The sequence below is a fragment of the Corallococcus terminator genome, assembly GCF_003611635.1.
In the GTDB taxonomy this organism is placed as follows: Bacteria; Myxococcota; Myxococcia; order Myxococcales; family Myxococcaceae; genus Corallococcus; species Corallococcus terminator.
Genome location: NZ_RAVZ01000180.1, coordinates 1 through 19,368, shown reverse-complemented (window position 1 = coordinate 19,368; position 19,368 = coordinate 1). Strand labels below are relative to the sequence as shown.

The 19,368-nt window shown below is 66.0% G+C and carries 19 protein-coding genes; 14 read left to right on the top strand and 5 right to left on the bottom strand.

Annotation, left to right across the window (positions count from 1 at the left end; translation table 11 throughout):
• Nucleotides 1-128 precede the first annotated feature (128 nt).
• Nucleotides 129-437 carry a hypothetical protein gene (locus D7V88_RS24135; RefSeq protein WP_120542999.1) on the top strand — a complete coding sequence of 103 codons (309 nt, stop codon included), beginning with the start codon at nucleotides 129-131 and terminating at the stop codon, nucleotides 435-437.
• Nucleotides 438-443: 6 nt separating this feature from the next.
• Here D7V88_RS24135 and D7V88_RS24130 read toward each other — a convergent pair whose 3' ends face one another.
• Nucleotides 444-998 carry a GNAT family N-acetyltransferase gene (locus D7V88_RS24130; protein WP_120542998.1) on the bottom strand — a complete coding sequence of 185 codons (555 nt, stop codon included), beginning with the start codon at nucleotides 996-998 and terminating at the stop codon, nucleotides 444-446.
• A 346-nt stretch (nucleotides 999-1,344) separates the two neighbouring features.
• Here D7V88_RS24130 and D7V88_RS24125 point away from each other — a divergent pair, with 346 nt between their 5' ends.
• Nucleotides 1,345-1,728, top strand: coding sequence for a hypothetical protein (locus D7V88_RS24125; protein WP_120542997.1), 384 nt, complete (start codon nucleotides 1,345-1,347; stop codon nucleotides 1,726-1,728).
• A gap of 78 nt (nucleotides 1,729-1,806) precedes the next feature.
• On the opposite strand, the gene D7V88_RS24120 is transcribed toward D7V88_RS24125, so the two are convergent.
• Nucleotides 1,807-2,166, bottom strand: coding sequence for a winged helix-turn-helix transcriptional regulator (locus D7V88_RS24120; RefSeq protein WP_244238356.1), 360 nt, complete (start codon nucleotides 2,164-2,166; stop codon nucleotides 1,807-1,809).
• Between the two features lie 86 nt (nucleotides 2,167-2,252).
• On the opposite strand from D7V88_RS24120, the gene D7V88_RS24115 reads away from it, so the two are divergent.
• On the top strand, nucleotides 2,253-3,062 hold the full coding sequence (locus tag D7V88_RS24115) for an SDR family oxidoreductase (protein WP_244238355.1): 810 nt from the start codon (nucleotides 2,253-2,255) through the stop codon (nucleotides 3,060-3,062).
• A 10-nt stretch (nucleotides 3,063-3,072) separates the two neighbouring features.
• Here D7V88_RS24115 and D7V88_RS24110 read toward each other — a convergent pair whose 3' ends face one another.
• On the bottom strand, nucleotides 3,073-3,999 hold the full coding sequence (locus tag D7V88_RS24110; RefSeq protein ID WP_244238354.1) for a LysR family transcriptional regulator: 927 nt from the start codon (nucleotides 3,997-3,999) through the stop codon (nucleotides 3,073-3,075).
• A gap of 139 nt (nucleotides 4,000-4,138) precedes the next feature.
• Here D7V88_RS24110 and D7V88_RS24105 point away from each other — a divergent pair, with 139 nt between their 5' ends.
• Both D7V88_RS24105 and D7V88_RS24100 read left to right on the top strand, forming a co-directional pair.
• Nucleotides 4,139-5,155: an MBL fold metallo-hydrolase gene (locus D7V88_RS24105; protein ID WP_244238353.1), complete on the top strand. Its 1,017-nt coding sequence runs from the start codon at nucleotides 4,139-4,141 to the stop codon at nucleotides 5,153-5,155.
• Between the two features lie 165 nt (nucleotides 5,156-5,320).
• Nucleotides 5,321-7,018 (top strand): hypothetical protein, encoded by a 1,698-nt coding sequence (locus tag D7V88_RS24100; protein ID WP_120542995.1) that lies wholly within the window; start codon nucleotides 5,321-5,323, stop codon nucleotides 7,016-7,018.
• A gap of 74 nt (nucleotides 7,019-7,092) precedes the next feature.
• Here D7V88_RS24100 and D7V88_RS24095 read toward each other — a convergent pair whose 3' ends face one another.
• Nucleotides 7,093-8,565, bottom strand: a complete 1,473-nt coding sequence (locus D7V88_RS24095) for an RAD23 family protein (RefSeq protein ID WP_120542994.1) — start codon at nucleotides 8,563-8,565, stop codon at nucleotides 7,093-7,095.
• 118 nt (nucleotides 8,566-8,683) lie between these two features.
• On the opposite strand from D7V88_RS24095, the gene D7V88_RS24090 reads away from it, so the two are divergent.
• From D7V88_RS24090 to D7V88_RS24075, 4 genes are all read left to right on the top strand, one after another.
• Nucleotides 8,684-9,442, top strand: a complete 759-nt coding sequence (locus D7V88_RS24090; protein ID WP_120542993.1) for a 2OG-Fe(II) oxygenase — start codon at nucleotides 8,684-8,686, stop codon at nucleotides 9,440-9,442.
• Between the two features lie 170 nt (nucleotides 9,443-9,612).
• Complete coding sequence (locus tag D7V88_RS24085) at nucleotides 9,613-10,380, top strand: AHH domain-containing protein (protein ID WP_120542992.1); 768 nt, start codon at nucleotides 9,613-9,615, stop codon at nucleotides 10,378-10,380.
• Nucleotides 10,381-10,414: 34 nt separating this feature from the next.
• Complete coding sequence (locus D7V88_RS24080; protein WP_147448843.1) at nucleotides 10,415-11,026, top strand: imm11 family protein; 612 nt, start codon at nucleotides 10,415-10,417, stop codon at nucleotides 11,024-11,026.
• 2 nt (nucleotides 11,027-11,028) lie between these two features.
• Entirely contained in the window at nucleotides 11,029-12,378 is a 1,350-nt protein-coding gene (locus D7V88_RS24075) for an immunity 49 family protein (protein ID WP_120542990.1), read from the top strand.
• A gap of 57 nt (nucleotides 12,379-12,435) precedes the next feature.
• On the opposite strand, the gene D7V88_RS24070 is transcribed toward D7V88_RS24075, so the two are convergent.
• Nucleotides 12,436-13,230 carry a hypothetical protein gene (locus D7V88_RS24070; RefSeq protein WP_120542989.1) on the bottom strand — a complete coding sequence of 265 codons (795 nt, stop codon included), beginning with the start codon at nucleotides 13,228-13,230 and terminating at the stop codon, nucleotides 12,436-12,438.
• Between the two features lie 542 nt (nucleotides 13,231-13,772).
• Between D7V88_RS24070 and D7V88_RS24065 the strand changes: the two genes are divergently transcribed.
• From D7V88_RS24065 to D7V88_RS24050, 5 genes are all read left to right on the top strand, one after another.
• A complete protein-coding gene (locus D7V88_RS24065; protein ID WP_120542988.1) occupies nucleotides 13,773-15,851 on the top strand; it encodes a sodium-translocating pyrophosphatase in 2,079 nt (692 codons plus the stop codon).
• A gap of 369 nt (nucleotides 15,852-16,220) precedes the next feature.
• Nucleotides 16,221-16,418, top strand: coding sequence for a hypothetical protein (locus D7V88_RS24060; protein WP_120542987.1), 198 nt, complete (start codon nucleotides 16,221-16,223; stop codon nucleotides 16,416-16,418).
• Nucleotides 16,419-16,790: 372 nt separating this feature from the next.
• Nucleotides 16,791-16,973 carry a hypothetical protein gene (locus D7V88_RS42650; RefSeq protein WP_147448842.1) on the top strand — a complete coding sequence of 61 codons (183 nt, stop codon included), beginning with the start codon at nucleotides 16,791-16,793 and terminating at the stop codon, nucleotides 16,971-16,973.
• On the top strand, nucleotides 16,970-17,980 hold the full coding sequence (locus D7V88_RS24055) for a site-specific integrase (RefSeq protein ID WP_120542986.1): 1,011 nt from the start codon (nucleotides 16,970-16,972) through the stop codon (nucleotides 17,978-17,980). The genes D7V88_RS42650 and D7V88_RS24055 overlap by 4 nt, the downstream gene beginning before the upstream one ends.
• Before the next feature lie 952 nt (nucleotides 17,981-18,932).
• Nucleotides 18,933-19,259 carry a ParB N-terminal domain-containing protein gene (locus D7V88_RS24050; protein ID WP_158625140.1) on the top strand — a complete coding sequence of 109 codons (327 nt, stop codon included), beginning with the start codon at nucleotides 18,933-18,935 and terminating at the stop codon, nucleotides 19,257-19,259.
• The last annotated feature ends 109 nt before the right edge of the window (nucleotides 19,260-19,368 follow it).

Genomic DNA, 19,368 nt, shown 5'->3' with positions numbered 1-19,368 from the left:
GGCCTCGAACGCTTCCGCGACGCACGCCCACTCCGGCTTCGCCACCTGCTTCGCCATGCCCACCAGCGTCCGCCGCGCACCGCTACGCCGGCAATCCCTCACCGCACGTCGTTGGCCGGACGGTTACCTTGAAGGCCCTGCTCGGCTCCGCCGCCGAGCAGCACGCTCCAAGGGCGGAGGGTGTCGACGTCCCCCTGTCGAAGCTGCGGGAGTTGAGCACCGGGCTGGCCCCGGAGGCCGAGACCCGGCTTCAGCGTGTGCTGGAGGAGGGAAGGGCGGAGTTCCTGTTCGCGCAGTCCCGGCTGCTGGAGCAGAAGCGCTCCTACGAGGAGCAGTTGGGCAGTGGCTGGAAGGGCATCTGGCTCAAGGCGGCGGGCTATCCCCGCGAGGACCTGTCCCGCCACGGACCGTTAAGCACGGCGGTGGGCCCGCCGTAATCGGGTTCAGGGCTTCGTCCACTCACGGCCGAGCAGGGCGTACTGGAACTCGTCACCCCAGGCGCCCTTGAAGAAGACATTCTCGATGAAGTGCCCCTCGCGCCGCATGCCCAGCCGCTCCAGCACGGCCGCGGCGGCGGTGTTCTTCGCGTCCGTCACGGCGATGATCCGGTGCAGGCGCAGCGCGCCGAACACGTAGCCCAGCAGCGCCCGCACGGCCTCGGTGCCCAGCCCCTGTCCCTGGTGGTGCCGTGAGAGCGTGAAGCCAATCTCTCCCACGCGCGGGTCCTGCTCATCCACGCGCAGCGCGCAGTCCCCTACCAGGGTATCGTTGTCCTTCAGCGCGATGGCGAACTGGAACCACCCGGGCTCGCCGGGCTGGCGCGTGGACATCATCTCGATGAGCTTTCGTCCCCGCTCCGCGTCGTAGTCGCTCCAGCTCTGGTAGCGCGCCACCTCCGGGTCGCCGCGGTAGGCCACCAGCGCGTCCAGGTCCTCCGCGCGCAGCCGCCTCAACACGAGCCTGGGCGTCTCCATCCTGTCGAATTCCAGCACCGCCATGGTCCGCCTCCACGGTTCATCGGCTTCCGCCCACCGGCCCGGGCCCGCCCCCTGCCTATACGCGGCCTGCGGCGCACCCGGGTTGCTCCCGCGAGGGATTCCCGACGATTGTCCCCACTGTCCTCACCGTGAACGGTGCGCGGCTCACGCCCTGACCCAGGGGATGAGAGCAGTCGAGCAGGCCCGTCTCATGTCGCGGTGTGTCGACATGGATGTTTCGCTGAGCGCAGCTCTCGGGGCAGAGGCATTTGCGGAGCGATGACACAGCGCTGTATACAGCGCCGGCCGCTCGTCGCGATTCGCGATCAGGCGTGATGCCTTGAGGCGGACCAAAGAAAGACATCCCATGAAGAATTTGCGAACGCTCCTGTTCCTGGTGGGCAGTACCGCGCTGTGGACCGTTGGCTGCGGAGGCGCACCCGAGGAGGGTCCGCTGGACCCGGAAGTGCAGTCCCAGGTCGAGCCGCAGCCCCAGGCCGATGAAGGCCGTACGGTGCATGCCCAGGCTGGCTACTCGGTCTGCTGGCCCACGCTCGGCGTCTATGGTTCGCCTTCCACGTCTGGCTTGACGGCTGGGTCCCTGGTTCATGGTCGGGACACCTTCTATCCGAGCACCCAGGTGTTCTGGTCGAACGGAGAGTACTGGGTCTACGGTGAGGGCTTCGGATACGCGAACGGCTACGACTACTACTCCAGGGGCTACGTCCGCTGGGCCGGGCTCTGTCACTGAGCCAGATTCACGCTGGTCAATCCACCTCGCGGTGAACCGATGGAGACCGTGCCCAAACCGGTCTCCGTGGGAATTGCGTCAGGAACCCGAAGCCCCGTCGGTGAGCGCTTCGCGGGTCGCTGCCCAGCGGAGCAGTCCATCGAGCGCCGGGCACAAGGACTGACCCCACGCGGTGAGTCGATATTCGACGCGCGGGGGGACCTCCGGGTACACGACCCTGTTCACCAGGCCGTCGCGCTCCAACTGACGGAGCTGCTGCGCCAGCATCTTCTGGGAGATGCCAGGGATGGCCCGCTCGAACTCCGAGAAGCGCACCACTCGGCCTCCGAAGAGCTGGAAGAGGATCACCAGCTTCCAGCGACCTTCAATCAGCTTCAGGGCTTCCTCGACCCGGTCCGCCGCGGCGTCGGGCGTCGACGGTTCCTCATACTTACCCACGGGTGAGTCCCCTACTTCTTCGTGCGCTCTTGTCACCGGATGAGTCTACCGCCATTTCTAGAGGCATCCCTCCACAGGAGAAGCCCGTGTCCGGAACAGCAATCCCTCGCTTCGTCATCGATCCGCGCGAGTTCGCGGACCAGCGTGTGCTCGTAACGGGAGGAACCAAGGGGGCCGGCCAGGCCATCGTGCGTCGGCTCAGCGCGGCGGGAGCGGTGACGGTCGCGGTCGCACGCTCGGCGATTCCAGTGGACTCGACGCCCGGCCTCTTCGTGCAGGCGGACCTCTGTACCCCCGAAGGCGCGGTCACGGTGGTGCGCACGGTCAAGGACAAGCTTGGCGGCATCGACATCCTGGTCCACAACCTGGGGGGCTCCTCCGCGCCCGGAGGCGGCTTCGCCGCGCTCACGGATGAACTCTGGCAGGAGGAGCTTTCGCTCAACCTCCTGGGCGCGGTCCGTCTGGATCGCGCGCTCATCCCCGCGATGATTGAACGCGGAAGGGGCGTGGTGCTTCACATCTCCTCCATCCAGCGGCGGCTTCCGCTCCCCGATTCCACCATCGCCTACGCAGCCGCGAAGGCCGCTTTGTCGACGTACAGCAAGGCTCTCTCCAAGGAGCTGGGACCCAAGGGCGTGCGGGTGAATTCGATTGCTCCCGGGTGGATCCGCACCACCGCCGCCGAGGCCCTGGTGCAGCGCATCGCGGAACACTCGGGCACCGACGAGGCCGCCGCGCGCCAGAGCATCATGGACGCGCTCGGAGGCATTCCCATCGGGCGCCCGTCCTGGCCGGAGGAGGTCGCGGAGCTCGTCGCCTTCCTGGCATCAGCGCGTGCCGCGTCCATCCATGGCAGCGAGTACACCATCGACGGTGGAACGATTCCGACGGTCTGACCCGGGAGCGCTAACCGTCATCGCGCCACAGGTTCGGCCGGCTCGCGAACAGCTCCATCAACCAGTCGATGAAGACCCGCACCCCTGCGCCAAGCTGCCGCGCGGGTGGGTAGACCAGGAACAGGGGCCGGGGTTCGAGCCGCCATCCTTCCATCACCCGCACCAGCTCCCCGGAGGCCAGGTACGGCTCCAGCACGAAGCGCGGCGCGTACATGACGCCGAGGCCCGCGAGCCCGGCGGCCAGGTATGCGTTGGTTTCGTTGAGCGTGAGCAGGCTGCGGCCCTGGACCTCCAGTCGCTCGCCCTCGCGCACGAAGACGAAGGGGAGTTCCTTGCCGCTCAGCGACGAGAAGTAGCTGACCACCGCGTGCGACGGGCCCGCCAGCTCCTGCGGGTGGACGGGCGTGCCGTGGCGCTCCAGGTAGCGCGGTGATGCGCACACCCAATAGCAGAGGTCGCCCAGGTGCCGTGCCACCAGGGACTCGTCCTTCACGGGGCCTCCGCGAATGGCGCAGTCGACGTTGTCCGCGAGCAGGTCCACGACGCGGTCGCTCACGCCCAGCTCGATGTGCAGTTGGGGGTAGCGCGCGTAGAACGACGGCAGCGCGGGGACGATGAGCAGCCGGGAGATCGTCCCGCTCGACTCCACCCGCAAGCGCCCCCGGGGGCCGCGCCGTGTCTGGGACAGCGTGGCTTCAAGCTCCCGCACCTCGCCCAACAGGCGCAGGGCCTGCTGGTAGTAGGTCATGCCCTCCGGGGTGACCGTCACGCGGCGCGTGGTGCGGTGAAGCAGCTTCACGCGCAACTGTGCCTCCAACTGTTGGATCAGCCGGGTCACCGCGGCCTTCGGGCGGCCCAGCGCGTCCGCCGCCTTGGTGAAGCTTCCGCTCTCCACCACGCGGACGAAGGCTTCCATCGCCGTGAACCTGTCCATCATCCACCTCCAGCACGGCATACCGCGTTCGGACAGGAGGCCCCAGGGCCTCGGTGCGCACTCCGGATTGTTTCAGCGGTGAAACGGAGTGTGTGAAGAGCGCCCGTTTATCCCAGGGGAGGCGGGGCGTATCTCCTCGTCCATGAAAAATCCCCTGCCCCGCGGTGCCTTCCACGCTGTCTCTCGCGCCCTCACGCTGCTGATGCTGGCCGGCGCTCCACTGCTTCCGTCCGCCGTCCATGCGGCCGCGCCCCAGGTGCGGACCCAGGCGCCCGGCTTCCACCGGATGCTGCTCGGCGACTTCGAAGTCACGGTGCTGTCGGACGGCACCGTTCCCCAGACGGTGAGCGAGGTGGCGACGCACACGACGCCAGAAAGGGTGAAGGAACTGCTCTCGCGCGATCACCTGACGGATCCGGTCGAGCTGTCCATCAACGCGTTCCTCATCAACACCGGCACGGCGCTGGTGCTCGTGGACACGGGCGTGGGGGGCTTCTTCGGCCCCGGCGTGGGAGGCCAGCTCCAGCAGAGCCTCCGGGCCGCAGGCTACCAGCCGGAGCAGATCGATGTGGTGCTGCTCACGCACATCCATTCCGATCACTCCGGCGGGCTCATGTCCAACGTGAGCCGGGCGTTCCCCAACGCCATCCTCCAGGTGCACGCGCGAGAGGCGGGCTTCTGGCTGGGTCGCGATGACCGGTCGAAGGGACCGGTGGACCCGAAGTACTTCGAGGAGGCGAGGGCGATGGTGGGGCCGTACCAGGGCGCGGGGAAGCTGAAGACGTTCGGGGACGGGGACTCCATCGTCCCGGGCATCCGGGCCATGCCGACGCCAGGACATACGCCCGGGCACAGCGCCTACGTCGTCGAGAGCCGTGGGCAGAGGCTGGCCCTGTGGGGTGACTTGATGCACTTCGGTTCGGTGCAGCTGCGCGAGCCTTCAGTGACGGTCGCCTACGATGTCGATGAGCGTGCGGCCGCATCCCAGCGAGCGCGTGCGTTCACGGAGGCCGCGAGGCGCGGCGATCTGATCGGCCTCGCGCACATGCCCTTTCCCGGCCTGGGCCGGCTTGGCGCGGAAGGGAAGGGCTACCGGTGGATCCCGACCAACTACAGCTCCGGCCAGCGGTGGCAGGGCGCGAAGGACCGCGCGGAGTGATGCGCTACCGGGGCCCGGCCAGCCCCAGTCACAGGGAAGTGTCCAGGCTCTATCGGGATGTCTCTGGAATTCCAACTCCTGGTGTTCCCTTCCTGGGAGTGCGAGGGAAGCCACACCCGTGGTATCTATTCTCGCCAGTGACACGCGCCCAGGAGTCTCGACGGTATGCCTCGGAAAAAGCCAGATGAGAGTCAGCCCAATCGCTTCCGCAGTAGGGACATCATCGAGGCGCGTTGGGTGCGGAGGGCCAGGCAGGCGAGCGAAATCAAGGCCAACCCCGCTCGCCGCCTCGGACTGGAAAGCCTCATTGCCTATCTGAATACACCGCGAAAGATAGGTGGGGTCGCGAGCGCGGCAGTCGTCCGTGTCTTCCTCGCGGCCTCGGCCAACTTCGGACACTACGCGTCCACGGTCAATATCATGAAGCGGTTGGTCGAGCTTGGCTTCACCGGCTACTTCGATGTCATCGTTGACTTTCGGAGCGACTCCGAGAAGGCCGAAAACAAGGTCAAGGTTCTGCTGCCAGGCTTTTCCAAGTGGTCCGCGTCGCTGGACTATTCCCATGCGGGAACGTTCTTGTTTCAAGGTTGCAAGACCCTCTGTCGCAAGCTGCGAAGCGATATGGGCACCGTGGAGCCAGCCCTGGACTTCGGTATCACTGGAGGGATTGACATCGAGAAGGGGCGGAATGATGTGAGCCCTGATGAGCTCAACGTGGCGAACCTCATCAAGCTCCAGCCCTACAAATGGGGTGAGCCCATCCTCGTCCACGTGGGCGCGCGCAAGATTGATGTCGCTGCCACATACAAGCACCTGCATATCGCCAAGAGGACCTTCTACCTCTCCCTCCCGGATGACTCCAGCATCGAGCCGTTCGCGAAGACAGCGCCCTTCAACGCGGTCAGTGAAATCTGCAAGGCGACTCAGGCTGGTACCATCAATCTGTGCACCGCGTACGGGGTGCATACGTGGACGGATCCAGTGCAGGTGCTCTCCAATTTATCGCTTGGCATCCTCTGTGCGCAGCAAGAGTCAGCCCCCGGCGGGATGGCGCTCATTTCCGCCGCCACCCTCGAAGCAAGACTCCAGCGCCCCGCCGTTCTCGTTGCGCTCGGCAACCTCGACGACGAGAAGCTCAAGGAGAAGAACCGACTCAAGGCGTCGCCAACGATGAATCTGCTCCAGAAATATCTCGTGGAGTCAGCGCCCTATTCGAATTCAGTGATTGTTCGAGCCCACGAAAACTTCAAGAGCTTCCTCGGGACACGCAAGGTCGCTGAAAGGGTCAAGGTGCTGCGTCGGGAGAGCTGGGAGGGAAACCCACAGGAAATCACGACGGCCATCAACTCGCTGGGCGCCAAGCAGCTTCTCATTGTCGAAATGGGAGAGCTTCCCATCCCACTTTTCAACTACCTCTACCGGGCGGCCAATCTGCCCGTGGTATTCGAAGGACAGAATACGGCGGAGCTTGTCCTCAACATGGGCAAGCCCTACTTCCAGCTCAAGCATCCCGACGCCTTCCCCCCGTTGGATATTGGAGCTGACTTCAATGGCACCATGAGGCAATACGGGATGCTTTGCTCTGCCGAGGGGCTCATGAGCGATCACTGGTTTGATTGGAAGTCGGAGGGCGTCAAGAGGCCTCCCGAGAAGCTCGGTCAGTTCATCCGGGATTGCTTCGGAGGCACCAGCAACCCGACGAGCCAATACTTCCAGGACCTGCGTGACACCTTCCACAAGGAGGAGATTGGAAAGCTCGAGATCGTGCTCCGCCTCTTCGAGGCGGAGCGGAAGTACGGGGAAGACTGGCAGCAGAAAGTGGCCCCGATGGAGAAGCAGAGGATCTTGCGGCAGTTCGCCTGACACGGTGAGCCCGGCGGTAGGGGATGGACGGATTGCTTCGCCCATCCCCTTTTCCTGACGCAGAGCAGATGGCCCTACGGTCCCCGGAGGACGGTCAGTCCCTGGTCGGTGAGGACGAGCAGCATGCTCGGCGTCACGGTGGGCTCATAGACGAGTTGCAGGACACGCTGGCCCGACACCTGCGGCACCTTCGCCAGCGTCGTGCCGTCCGGCTCCAGCCGCCAGAGGCCCTCGCCATTCGTGCCGATGTAGAGCGCGCCATCATCCGTCGCCTTGAGCGAAAGGATGCGATTCGTGGGCAGCCCCGCGACCTTGGACCAGTTCCCCGTCGAGCGTGACTTCGGCGTCATCGCCCAGACGCCGAACTCCGCGCTCCCCAGGTAGTAGCGGCCCTCGGGGGTCTGCTCGAAGGCGCGCCAGTAGTCATCGGAGGCCTGCCCGTTGAGCGCGTCGTTGAAGCTCTTGAAGACCCAGGGCGTGGGGCCCTCCCAGGTCATCTCACGGTCCCACTCCTCCAGCTTCGCGCTGGGCACGAGCACGCCGAGCATCTGCTCATTGGCGACGAGCACGTTCCCGTTCGGCGCGATGCCCAGTCCGTGCATGTAGGGGCACTGCAAAGACCCCCACTCGGAGCCGTTCTCATACAGATACCAGCCCGGGTGCCGGTGGCTGTTGTAGGTGAGCCCCTGGATGCGCGTCACGCCGTGGTTCGTCGTGATGTAGAGGTCGCCGCGATCCCTACCGCGCGTCACGCGGGCGCAGTTGAGGACGGTGCGGTCCTCCTCGTAGTGGAAGTCGTTCGTGTTGTGGATGCCAATCTGCCGGCCCGCGTTCGACGCGCCGGTGGTGCGCCAGAGGTGCTCCTCGAGCACGACGGTCCCATCCGGCTGCACGCGGACCGCGTCCAGGTCTCCCTTCTGGTACTCGGCGTAGCGTTCGGGCGTGTAGTACGCGTCGCCTGGATTGGGGATGTACGTGCGCTGCTCGACCCCCTCCATGCGCTTCATCTCGTTGGCGCTGTAGCCCACGTACGCGCGTCCGGCCTCGCCGCCGCAGATGACCGTCGAGTCCGTCGCGAGCGAGTCCACGCCGAACGGCTGACGCGCCTGACCGACGCCGCTGGTCCACGTGGGCTCCTTGTCTCCCGGACGCAGCACGCCAATGCGGCGGCCGTCGAGGAGCCAGAGGTTCATCCCCTCATCGAGTCCCACGCTCCGCGGCGTGCCCACGCCAAACGAGCGCGAGTAGTCGAGCACCGCGTCCCCGGGCCACGGTCCCGCGTCCTGGGGCTCGCCTGGGTCGGGCGTCGGCCCCGCGTCGGGTGAGCCGCCGTCATCCGGTGTCGTTCCCCCATCCTCTTCCGGAGGAGGTGTGCCGCCATCCTCGGAGGAACCGGGAGGGGGCAACGTGGGAACTTCGTTTCCATCGGACGGGTCGGACGTCGGCCCCTCCTGGGTGTCGATTGTCGGGGCGTTGTCACCGCAACCCCCCGACAACAAAGCCATGACCGCGAGACCTGCCCCCACCACGCCTGTGCGAATGCCCATCCGTTCCTCCGTTGACGGAGGCTCCATCGCAAGTCCCGGGCCGACGACTCCGGGTCATCATGGAGCAGGCATTCCAGCGGACTTCCAGCCGGCCGCGCCGCCTGTTAACGAAGGGCCGGTGAGCGTCGCGACCCTCGAAGAGAACCCCTTGCTGGGCCCGAGCTTCTTCCTGTCCCGCCAGGCGCTCCGTGCGCTCGCGTTGGCCCAGCGCGACGGCTACCGCGTCGCACGGCCGCATCCCCACGTCGTCATCGATGACTTCCTGGGGGAGCGCCTGGCGTCGGGACTGGCCGGGGTCTTCCCGGGCGCGACCGGGGCGAACTGGAAGCGGCGCGACCACCAGGAACAGGCAGCGCGCCTGGGTCAGCTTCAGCGCAACGCGTTCGAAGGCGTGCACGGAGCGCTCCGGCACCTGCTCTCGGAGTTCTCCAGCATGTCGTTCATCGACTTCCTGGAGACCCTCACCGGAGTGCAGGGGCTCATCGCGGATCCGCACTTCCGGGGTGCCGGCCTGCACCTCACGCTGCGGGGCGGCCATCTGGCGCTGCACGCGGACTTCAACCGCGATCGCTTCCGAGCGCTCTCGCGGCGGCTCACCGTCCTCTACTACCTGAACCCCGGTTGGGAGGCCGCCTGGGGCGGGGACCTCGAGTTGTGGAGCGCCGACCTCTCCCGGTGCGAGACGCGGATCGCGCCCATCCTGGATCGGCTGGTCGTGATGGCCCATGGCGACGACCACTGGCATGGCCACCCCGCCGCGCTGGAGTGCCCCGAGGACCGGGGCCGCGCAGCGGTCGCGGCGTACTTCTACACGGCGCAGGAGTCCCCGGATGCACCGGAGGCCCACAGCGCCATCTGGGCGCCACCGCGTAAGTGATTGGGAGCACCCTCCGGCACGGTATTCAGCCACTGACTGCTCCCAGTTTCCTTGCTGGGATGCGGGCGCAGCGGCAAAACCGGGCATGTTCCGGCCGGAGTTTTCATCCGCATCCGTGTGCAGTAGCCTTGCGTTTGAACAGGCGCACACGTTGATGGACGGGGGTGCACATGTCCGAAGAGAACCACACGAAGGACCTTGAGGCCATGCTGCCTCACAAGTGCACGGGCTCCGTCGATGGCGGCAAGTGCCTGAACCGACACAGGTCCAAGTTCGAGCCATACTCGTGCTTCCACAGGTGGCAGGCGTTCGTCCGTGCGACCGAGGATTCCCAGTACTACAACTGGCCCAGGTACGAGAACGAAGCCAAGGACCAGATGTCCGAGGATGGTCATCCCTTCTACGCTGGCCCGGGGAAGCTGTACTTCGCGCGCCTGGGCAGGCCCCAGCAGGGCGACTGGGATGTCGATTGGTCCAGGGACAATTTCAAAGCAAATTGCAATAAGCCTTACTATCACGAGTCGCATCACATCATTCCGGACTCCATCCTGCAGTCCGTCATCAACAAGGTCCTTGGTGGAGATGGTGGCTCGACGGAACTTGTCCTGAACGCCCGGAACATGCTGTTGGAGCAGGGCTACAACATCAACCACAAGCTGAACATGGTTTTGCTTCCCATGAATCCGCATGTAGCCCAGGTGCTGGAGTTGCCTATTCATCGCCAGCCTCGGCACCCGGATCACAGGGCCTACCGGATGCTCGTGTCGTCGCGCCTGCAAGGTGATTTTGCCTCGGCACTCAAGGACGCCGTGGATCATGAGAAGCCGAAGCCCGCCGACCTCAAGGCCAGGCTGGAGGCACATTCGGAACTGCTCTATACGCCGATTGTCGAAGGCGGCTACGAGTCACTTGAGGCGATGGCCGCGTCAGAGTTCTGACCGGCGCGTCACGACTCCTCCAAGGTCACGGTACATGCGAAAGTTCTTTCGTCTCCTGCAACTGGGCCGTATGAGCGATGAAAGCCTTTGCTTCATCGAAGATTCACCTCCCGGACTCGGGCTGCGTAAGTACTGCCCATCCCTCGGGGACCATGCCGCGCCTTACTACCCGGCGGACGCACGAATCCAGATGAGTGAGGAGCATCCCGGCATCCAGGTATCCTCCCTGCTCGGCAACAGCATCAACTACCTCATCGTCTCCAAGGAATTCAAGGAGACCATCGAGGCGCATTGCCCCAGGGTGGAGGTCGAGTACCTTCCATTTGATCTCCATGACCACAGGGGGCGTCTCTTCAGTCGGGACTATTTCATCATCAATCCCATCGGTACGCATGACTGTCTTGATGAGGAGAGCAGCGGCATCAAATACGGGCCGGATGGAGGCGTGGTGGCCATCCGCAATCCCATGCTCCATCCCGATAAGGTGGCTGGAGCGCCGGCCCTCTTTCGCGTTCGTCACAAGCCGACGGTCTATGTGATTGACGAGGTTCTGGTGGCGGCCATCCGCGAAAAGGGTTTCACGAACATCGTGTTGAGTGAGTTGAAGATGGCGTCGAACCCGCGTCCCATCACCAGCGGTTCCTGACCATGGCGCTGGCCATCACAGGACTGGGAATGCTCTCCAGTGTCGGTTGGGACGCAAGCGCCTCCTGCGCCGCCATCCGTGCGGGAATCCGGCGTCCACGCCCGTTTCCCGGCTACAAGGTGCTGGACGAGGAAACCCAGGCCATGGTCCCGCTGGTGGGCCATCCCCTCGAGGGCTACACCGAGGGATTCGCGCCCCTGGCCAGATGGACGCGTCTCGCACAGGGAGCGCTGGAGGACCTCCTTCGACAGGGCAGGTTGCCAGGGCCAGACGATGATGCACGTTTCTGGAGGCACACCCGGCTCATCTGCATTGCCCCCGTGCTGGACGGCGAGCGCTTCTTCGAGGTCCGTCAGGCCGGAGCTGAAGACTTTTCAGACGCCTATGCACAGGTCCTCCATGGGCGCCTGCGACGGTGGATTCCCGTCCCTCCGTCCCGGTGCCTCGGGCTCGGACATTCCGGACTGGCCGCCGCGCTCCAGGAGGCGGAGCGGGGGATCTCCAATGCGGAGGCAGAGCGGTACCTGCTGGTCGCGGTCGATTCGTACCTGGATGCTTATTCCCTGGAATGGCTCGATGAATTCCACAGGCTCAAGACGGAAACCCGACCTACCGGCTTGATGCCTGGAGAGGCCGGGGCCTGCGTGCTGGTGGAGTCCGTGTCGTCCGCCCGGCGGCGGGGCGCACCCGTTGACGCGGTGATCGAGTCCGCAGCGGTAATTCGAGTGCCGGATGCCGGTCCCCGAGAAAGTGCCAGGCTGGGGATGGGGCTCGCCCAGGCCGTGGAAGCCGTGAGAAAGGTCGCTGCCGCCAACAGTCGCTTCGAGGGCGACATCATCAGCGATTTGAACGGCGAGGTCTGGCGCGCCAATGCCTGGGGGCACGCGCGTGTGCGGTTGTCCGAGTCACTTGGCTCGAACACCCGACAGGTTACCTTGTGTGAGTCCCTTGGTGAGGAGGACTTCCTCTACATGGATTTCCTCATGGGAGGCTTCTTCCGCGAGATGCCCGAGGCTGAGGCGGCGGCATTGCTCCAGCACTACGAACTCGTGCTCAAGGGCACGGATGACGTCCGGCTGGAGGCCTGTCGTGCCCTGCTGGCGCGGCGGGGGGATGATTTCGATGCCGCGCTGGAGAGGATGATGGCCGAGCGCGGCGCCCGTCAGGCGAGGTTGCGGGAGAAAGGAATCCTGTCCGAAGAGGCGTGGGCCACGGACTGCCAGGTCTCGGTCGAGGGGCTCGCTCTCATGGAGCTCGCGTCGCGGTCCGGGATGAAGGTGCGCTCGAACCATCTCTTCATCCCCTCGCTGGCTCGTGAGGGAGTGTTGCCCCGGATTGGATTGGAGCGTTGACGTTCCATCTGGGCGCCACCGCGTTCCTGGTGACGTGGGTGGAAGCCCCTCGCGGTTTCAGACCACGGGCTGGAAGTTCGGCCAGAGCTCGCCGGTGATGCCGGTGCGGGCCGAGATGCGGTTGCCCTGCATCGTGACCCGCTCCAGGTTGTAATAGAGCGTCCATTCCCCATCCCGGTTGAACCCGAACACGCGGGCCTGTGAACCACCCAGGTGCAGATACTGGGCGGGGCCGAACTGCGTCGCTGGCGTGTCCCTGCTCCAGGCCCCGAGTTGCGTCGCGAGCGCCGTCTCCAACTTGCCGTAGAACTTCGTGTAGGCCTTCATCTGGTGGATGGCCGTGGCCGCGAACTGCTGCTCCACCGTCTGGCTCGGATCGAAGGCGACGGTGAGGCGCTCGGAGTCGTAGTTGGAGTGGACGATCACGGGCTTGCGCGCCAGGCCGTTCGCGTACAGGCAGCAGCCGTTGAGCGGCGCGGTCGCGAAGAAGTCGATGTCGGCCGTGGCGTGGAGCGTCAGGTGGTAGCCCTTGCCGGTGGACCAGGGCAGGAAGTACGCGCGGACCTTCTGGGTGACGGGCGCGGACTGGAAGAGGCCGAAGAACCCGCTGGGGGCCGGGGGCGCGGCGAAGGCGACGTCCAGTCCCGTGTCCCCCGTGTCCCGGAAGTAGAGGTCCCTCACGTTGTAGCGGGCCGCGTAGCGCAGGGTGTCCATGGTCTCCGAGCCGATGATGAGCTTGCCCGGAGTGCTCTCCCGCTTGTCACCCGCCTTGTCGTCGGGAATGCGCACCGTGCGGGTGCCCAGGTAGGCGACGGGATCCTTCTGGAACTGCTTCCACTGCGAGACATCCATGACGGGCCCTCGGCATCCGCGACGTCGTTGACGTGAGCAGCCTATGCGAGGAACCCGAGGCCCCCGAGGTGGACGCCCCTTCCGCTTCCACCGCGCCGCCGGGCTCGCGCGCCAGGCCATGACGGCCCGCGTTGCTGGCGAAGCCCCGGGACGCGGCGAGTGGCGGGAGGGCCACGACAACGCCCCGCCGCGAAGCCGGTGCCGGCGAGGGCGCCACCGAAAGCGGGTGGGAGGAGGGTGGGCCTGAACCCCGCGATGGCCCACGCCTTCATGGGCGCCTGAGTGAATCCAGGCACTTATGGCCCCTCAAGCGGTTCTCGACAGGTTCCGAGGGGCTGTCGCCGCCATGGCGCCGGCCTTGAGACGGGGCCGGGTGGGTGCAACCCCTGCGCGCCTCGCGGCCCGGGTGGTCCTCCCGATCCGCTCCGAGGAGACTCCCAGCGTGCGCTGAAATCACGTATAGGCCCCGTACCAAATTTTGCGGCACACGAGCGGCCCGCAGGGGGGGAGGTCTGTCCCCCGCGACTGCTCCGGAGGAACGGATGGAGTTGTCGAGTCTCGAGTCGAATTTCTGGACAGTCGCACCGGGCGTCATCGGCGCCGTGGGGCTGCTCTTCTCTGCGTTCTTCTACTTCCGCGTCAAGGGGCTCCCGGACGGTGACGCGACCATGAACCGCATCGCGGGCTACATCCGCGAAGGCGCGATGGCGTTCCTCGTCCGCGAGTACAAGGTGCTCGCGGCCTACTGCGCGGTTGTCGCGGTGATCATCGGCCTGACGCTGGGATGGATCGCGAGCGCGAGCTTCGTGCTGGGCGCGTTCCTGTCGCTGCTCGCGGGCTACATCGGCATGAAGGCCGCGACGTTCGCGAACGTGCGCACCGCGCAGGCCGCGCGCACCGGTTCGAAGCCGAACGCGCTCCTGGTCGCGCTCGATGGTGGCGCCGTCATGGGGCTCGCCGTCGCGGGCCTGGGCCTGATCGGCATGGGCGGCGTCTACTACGTGTTCCAGAAGAGCGCGCAGTTGGCCCCCATCCTCCACTCCTTCGCCGTGGGCGCGAGCTCCATCGCGCTCTTCGCGCGCGTGGGCGGCGGCATCTACACGAAGGCGGCCGACGTCGGCTCCGACATCGCCGGCAAGGTCATCGAGAACATCCCCGAGGACGATCCGCGCAACCCCGGCGTCATCGCGGACAACGTGGGCGACAACGTCGGCGACGTGGCCGGCATGGGCGCCGACATCTACGAGTCCATGGTGGCGGCCCTGGTCGCCGCGATGGCGATCGCGCTGACCGCGAGCGCGGGGGATCTGTCCCGGCTCGTGGTGGACCCCTCGTCGACGGGGCTCGCGAGGACCGCAGGCGTGGTGCTTCCGCTGGTGCTCTCCGCGGTGGGTCTGATTGTCAGCCTGCTGAGCATCTTCATCGCACGTGCCCTCAAGCACATGAATCCCGCGCAGGTCCTGCGCAGCGCGCTCATCATGCCCCCCGTCATCCTGGTGGGCCTGTCGTTCGTGATGATGAACGTGTTCGGCCTGTCCCAGTCCATCACGGTGGCGCTGGCCGCGGGCGCCTTCGGCGGTGCCATCATCGGCCTCGTCACGGACTACTACACGTCGTCCACGCCGGTGCAGCGCATCGCGGAAGCCTCCATCACGGGCGCGGGCACCAACCTCATTCGCGGCCTCGCCGTCGGCATGGAGAGCGTGGGCATCTCGATGGCCACCATTGCCCTGGTGGCGTACATCGCGGACCGGGCGCTCGGCCTGTACGGCATCGCGATGGCGGCGGTGGGCATGCTGGGTGGCACGGCCGTCGTGATGACGGTGGACGCCTACGGCCCCATCTCCGACAACGCGGGCGGCATCTCCGAGATGTCGGGGCTCGGCCCCGAAGTGCGCGCCATCACCGACGAACTGGACGCGGTGGGCAACACCACGGCGGCCATCGGCAAGGGCTTCGCCATCGGTTCGGCGACGCTCACGGTCATCGCGCTCTTCTCCGCGTTCAACCTCGAGGTCAACCACACGCGTCTCGCCGCCGGCCTGCCGGAGATGAGCCTGCTGCTGACCAACCCGAACGTCATCGTGGGCATGCTGCTGGGCTCCATCCTGCCGTTCCTGGTGGGCGCTTCGACGATGCTCGCCGTGGGCCGCGCCGCCGGCGCCATCGTCGAGGAGATTGGCCGTCAGTTCCGTGAGATTCCGGGCCTGATGGAGCTCAAGGCGGATCCGGACCCGAAGAAGATCGTCGACATCGCGACCAAGAGCGCGCTGCGCGAGATGATCTTCCCGGGCCTCGTCGCCATCGTCGCCCCGCCGCTGGTGGGCTACGTGCTGGGGCCCTCGGCGCTCGCGGGCCTCCTGGCCGGCGCGCTCGTCGTCGGCGCCACCATGGCCCTCTACATGGCCAACGCGGGTGGCGCTTGGGACAACGCCAAGAAGTACATCGAGAAGGGCAAGCTGCCGGGCCACGCGAAGGGCTCGGCGGTCCACAAGGCCGCCGTCGTCGGCGACATGGTGGGTGACCCGTTCAAGGACACCTCCGGTCCTGGCGTGGCCATCCTCATCAAGGTCATGAGCGTCGTCTCGCTGCTCGTGGCCTCGCTGATCGCGCTGCGGTAGTCAGTGCTCGCGGTGCGGCGCCTCTATCCGAGGCGCCGCTTCGCGAATGGCGGTAGGCACCCGCGGCTCCCCTCGAGGGGCCGCACGGTGATTCGGAGCCCCGGTGGGAAGCAGGCATGGCCTGGAACGGCCGCCCGCCCCCGGTAGTGGCTTGAGTCACGGATGCAGGACCCCCGACATCCCAGAAGCCGTCGGACCGGCCGTGGGGCGGTGGGCGAGCGCGTGCTTACACTTCATGGTGTTCCGCTACCGCCCGCGTCCCAGGCCCTCAGGAGCAGCGGCCCCTCCGGCCCTGACGCGCGCTCGTACCCGCTCCCTCGGGTGTGAGGGAGGAGTGCCACGACTGTTCCGCTGACAGAGAGGTGTCCCATGGTCCTGGAGCTCTCCCAGCAGCAAATCCACCTTCTCCACGCCTGCCTGGCCGAAAGCATCCGGGAGCTGCGCGAGGAGGCCATCCACACCGACGCGCTCGCGCTGCGCGAAGAGCTGAGGAAGAAGCTCAATCGGGTGAAGGCCCTCCAACGTCAGGTGGAGGGCCTGATGCAGAGGGAGCAGCCGTCCCTTTGACGTGGGCGTGTCGCCGCGTCCGCCGAACGTTCCGTCGCCCCTCCTCATGCGAGATGGCTCGCCGTGCTCCTTCGCCGATGAGGAAAGAGGGGGCCCCGGGTCTCTCGCGTGGAGACCTCCGTGGGCACGCGCCAGGGCCTGAAAAACACCGAGGCCGGAAACCGCTGGTGAGCGGCTTCCGGCCTCGGCTTACTGTGTCCCCGACGGGATTCGAACCCGTGTCGCCGGCTTGAAAGGCCAGCGTCCTGGAGCCCTAGGGTGCGTGAGGATACGTTATAAGCTCTTGGAGTGATTGGGCTTTTTGGGTCTGGCCGAAGCCGGCTGGAACCCGCGCTCAGCGCTCATACGTAACCTGTACGTAATGGGTGATTGATGAGCGGCTGGACTGGCAAGTGGGCAGGCGGACGCACCAAGGTCGACGGAAAAGGCCGAGCCCAGTGGGTGCTGGAGCGCATGGTCGCGGGCCGGCGCTTCACCAAGGTGCTGGATGCCACCAGTGAGAAGCAGGCCCTCGCCGAACTGGCGCTCTTCGAGCGGGACCCGACCAGTACGTGACCGCCAAGGAGGCCGCCGTCAAGGCCAGGGCCGATGCCGTCATCATCGACGCCCCGACGGTCGCTGGTTTCCTCGATGACCTGCGGCGGAAGGGTAGGACCGAGCCCTACATTCGCTACATCAGGAGTTATCTCGCCGACTGGGTCGAGCGCCTGGGGGCCGTGGATCTCCGACAGGTCACGCTCCAGCAGTACCGGCAGGCCCTGGCGAAGATGAAGGGGGCGGAGCACAAGCGCATCGTCGCCCTCAAGAGCCTGACCGCATACCTGCGTGAACAGGGCCGACTGACACGCACGCAGGATGCGACCCTCGACTTGAAGACGCCGACCATCGAGCCAGCCCGCCCCATGGATGAGCACGCCTACACGATGGAGCACGTCCAGAAGTTCTATGCCGCTCTGAGCAGCTACCGGTACGTGACCGGCTACCGGGTTGACCGCCAGCCGGAGGAGGGTGAGTTCCAGACCGTGGACATGCAGCCGGTCCGGGACGTGTTCGTCCTCCGGGCTTTGTGTGGGATGCACGGGACCGAGGTCGAGCGCCTGGCCGAAGGGAAGGGCGTCATCAACCTCCTCGAAGGCTATGGGGAGATCGCAGGTACGCTCTTCTTCCCGCACAAGAGCGGAGAGGGGCACATCGTGTCGGTGGATGCCCAGGCTCTGGCTGCGGCTCAACGTCTCCAGGCCCGTGGTCGGGCTCCGAACCGGGTCTACCTGTCGAGGGCGATGCGCAGGACCGCACAGCAGAGCGGCCTGGATGTCATCGAGCTGGAGCGCTTGCGGCACTCCTTCATCACCTGGGCCGTGACCGGCGGCACGCTCGTGCAGCCCAAGGACGGCGGCATCCCCATCGCGAGCATCGCTGAGCTGGTTGGGCACAAGACGCAGCGGACGACGCGGCGGTTCTACTTGGGCACGTTCATCCCACCGATGGCCAGGCTGACGCTGCGCTTGGAACATCCCGAAGATCCGAAGCCAGCCCCGAAGTTCGTCGTCGTGGCCGGTTGAACCGTACGTCGTCGCCGCTCCCCGTCCTGACGCAAGATCCTGACCGTGAAGTCGTCCTCGTCATCAACCTGGGGAAGACGGCACCGGAGGTGAGGGCAGAAGCGGCAGGTCACGGATGGCGGCAGCCAGTGCCTGTGCCTGTGCCTGGGCTCGTCGGGGCTTGGCAGTACGACTTCGGGGCTGCCTCTGGGACTCGCCAGTCTGAAGTGCATCCAGGCTGGCTACCGAGATCATGGTGCGCCTACCCACGGACTTCCCTCGCTGGAGCTGTCCCCGGCACAGCAGCTTGAAGACCTGGGTTCGGGCGCAGCCCAGTCGCCGAGCAGCCTCCTCTACAGGAATGGATACTGGGAGAGGGGCTCCGACCTGATGCCGTAGATCCAGCATCTCCTGGCGCTGGGCCTGGACCTCTGCGCGGAGGGCCCGCAGCTCGGCCAAGACCATGGCAAGGGGCTCGGCATCGTTAGCCGAGGCGACCGGTAGTGGGATGAGCTGCGTGTCGGTGCTCACGACCACCAATAACGAATCGCCGTCGCTCTCTGAGTCTTGATCGGCCCGCAGGCCCCAAGACAACCCATTGGCGAGCGGGGAAGGCTGCGGGGCAGCTCGGGCTCCAGAGACCCATTCGCTATGGAGAGATGGGGATGGGAGCCAATCCAGATGGTCCGACGGTCATCGAGATCGTGCGCAATAGGCAATTGGGAGCGGGTTCACCCGGATGAGCCGAACGCCATGGAGATGGGGCGTGGGGCAGTTCGGGCGCTGGTGATCACGCGAGAAGTAGTGGGGGTGAGTTCACCCGGATGGGCCGAACGTCCTGGAGAGGGATGTGGGGTTTGTCGGGCGCTGGTGACCACTTCAGGTCCTGTGTCTCGGCGCGTGTAGTTGTCCCACCAACGTCGTCGCAGTCGACCCTGGACCCTGCATGAGACCCGGAGGGAGACTTCCAGTCATGCCCATCGCCCCAATCAGCGGCAGCCGCCAACTCCCGATCAGGGCCATCCAGGAGGGCTTGAATCTTTGGCGCGACGGCGAGTACGACACCAAGGACCTGCAGGAGAGCCTCAAGCGGGCCCCGTTGCTGCACCCCGTTGTGGTGCGGCAGGTTCCCGGCACCAGGAGCAAGTACGAGCTGGTCTCCGGCTTCCGGCGCTTCCGAGCAGCCAAGGCCCTCGGCCACAGCCACATCGAGGCCCGTGTAGTGGCTGCCGATGAGCTACGGCGCGAGCAGTTGCAAATTGAGGAGAACATCAGGCGGCAGCCCCCAGTGTCAGCGTAGTTGTCGCCTCGGCTGAGCAGCCGAGGTGACCACCTGAGCGGGGCGAGCAGGAAGACAACGGTGCCGTATACGGACGCATTCAAGAGTCAGATGGTGAAGCGGATGCTGG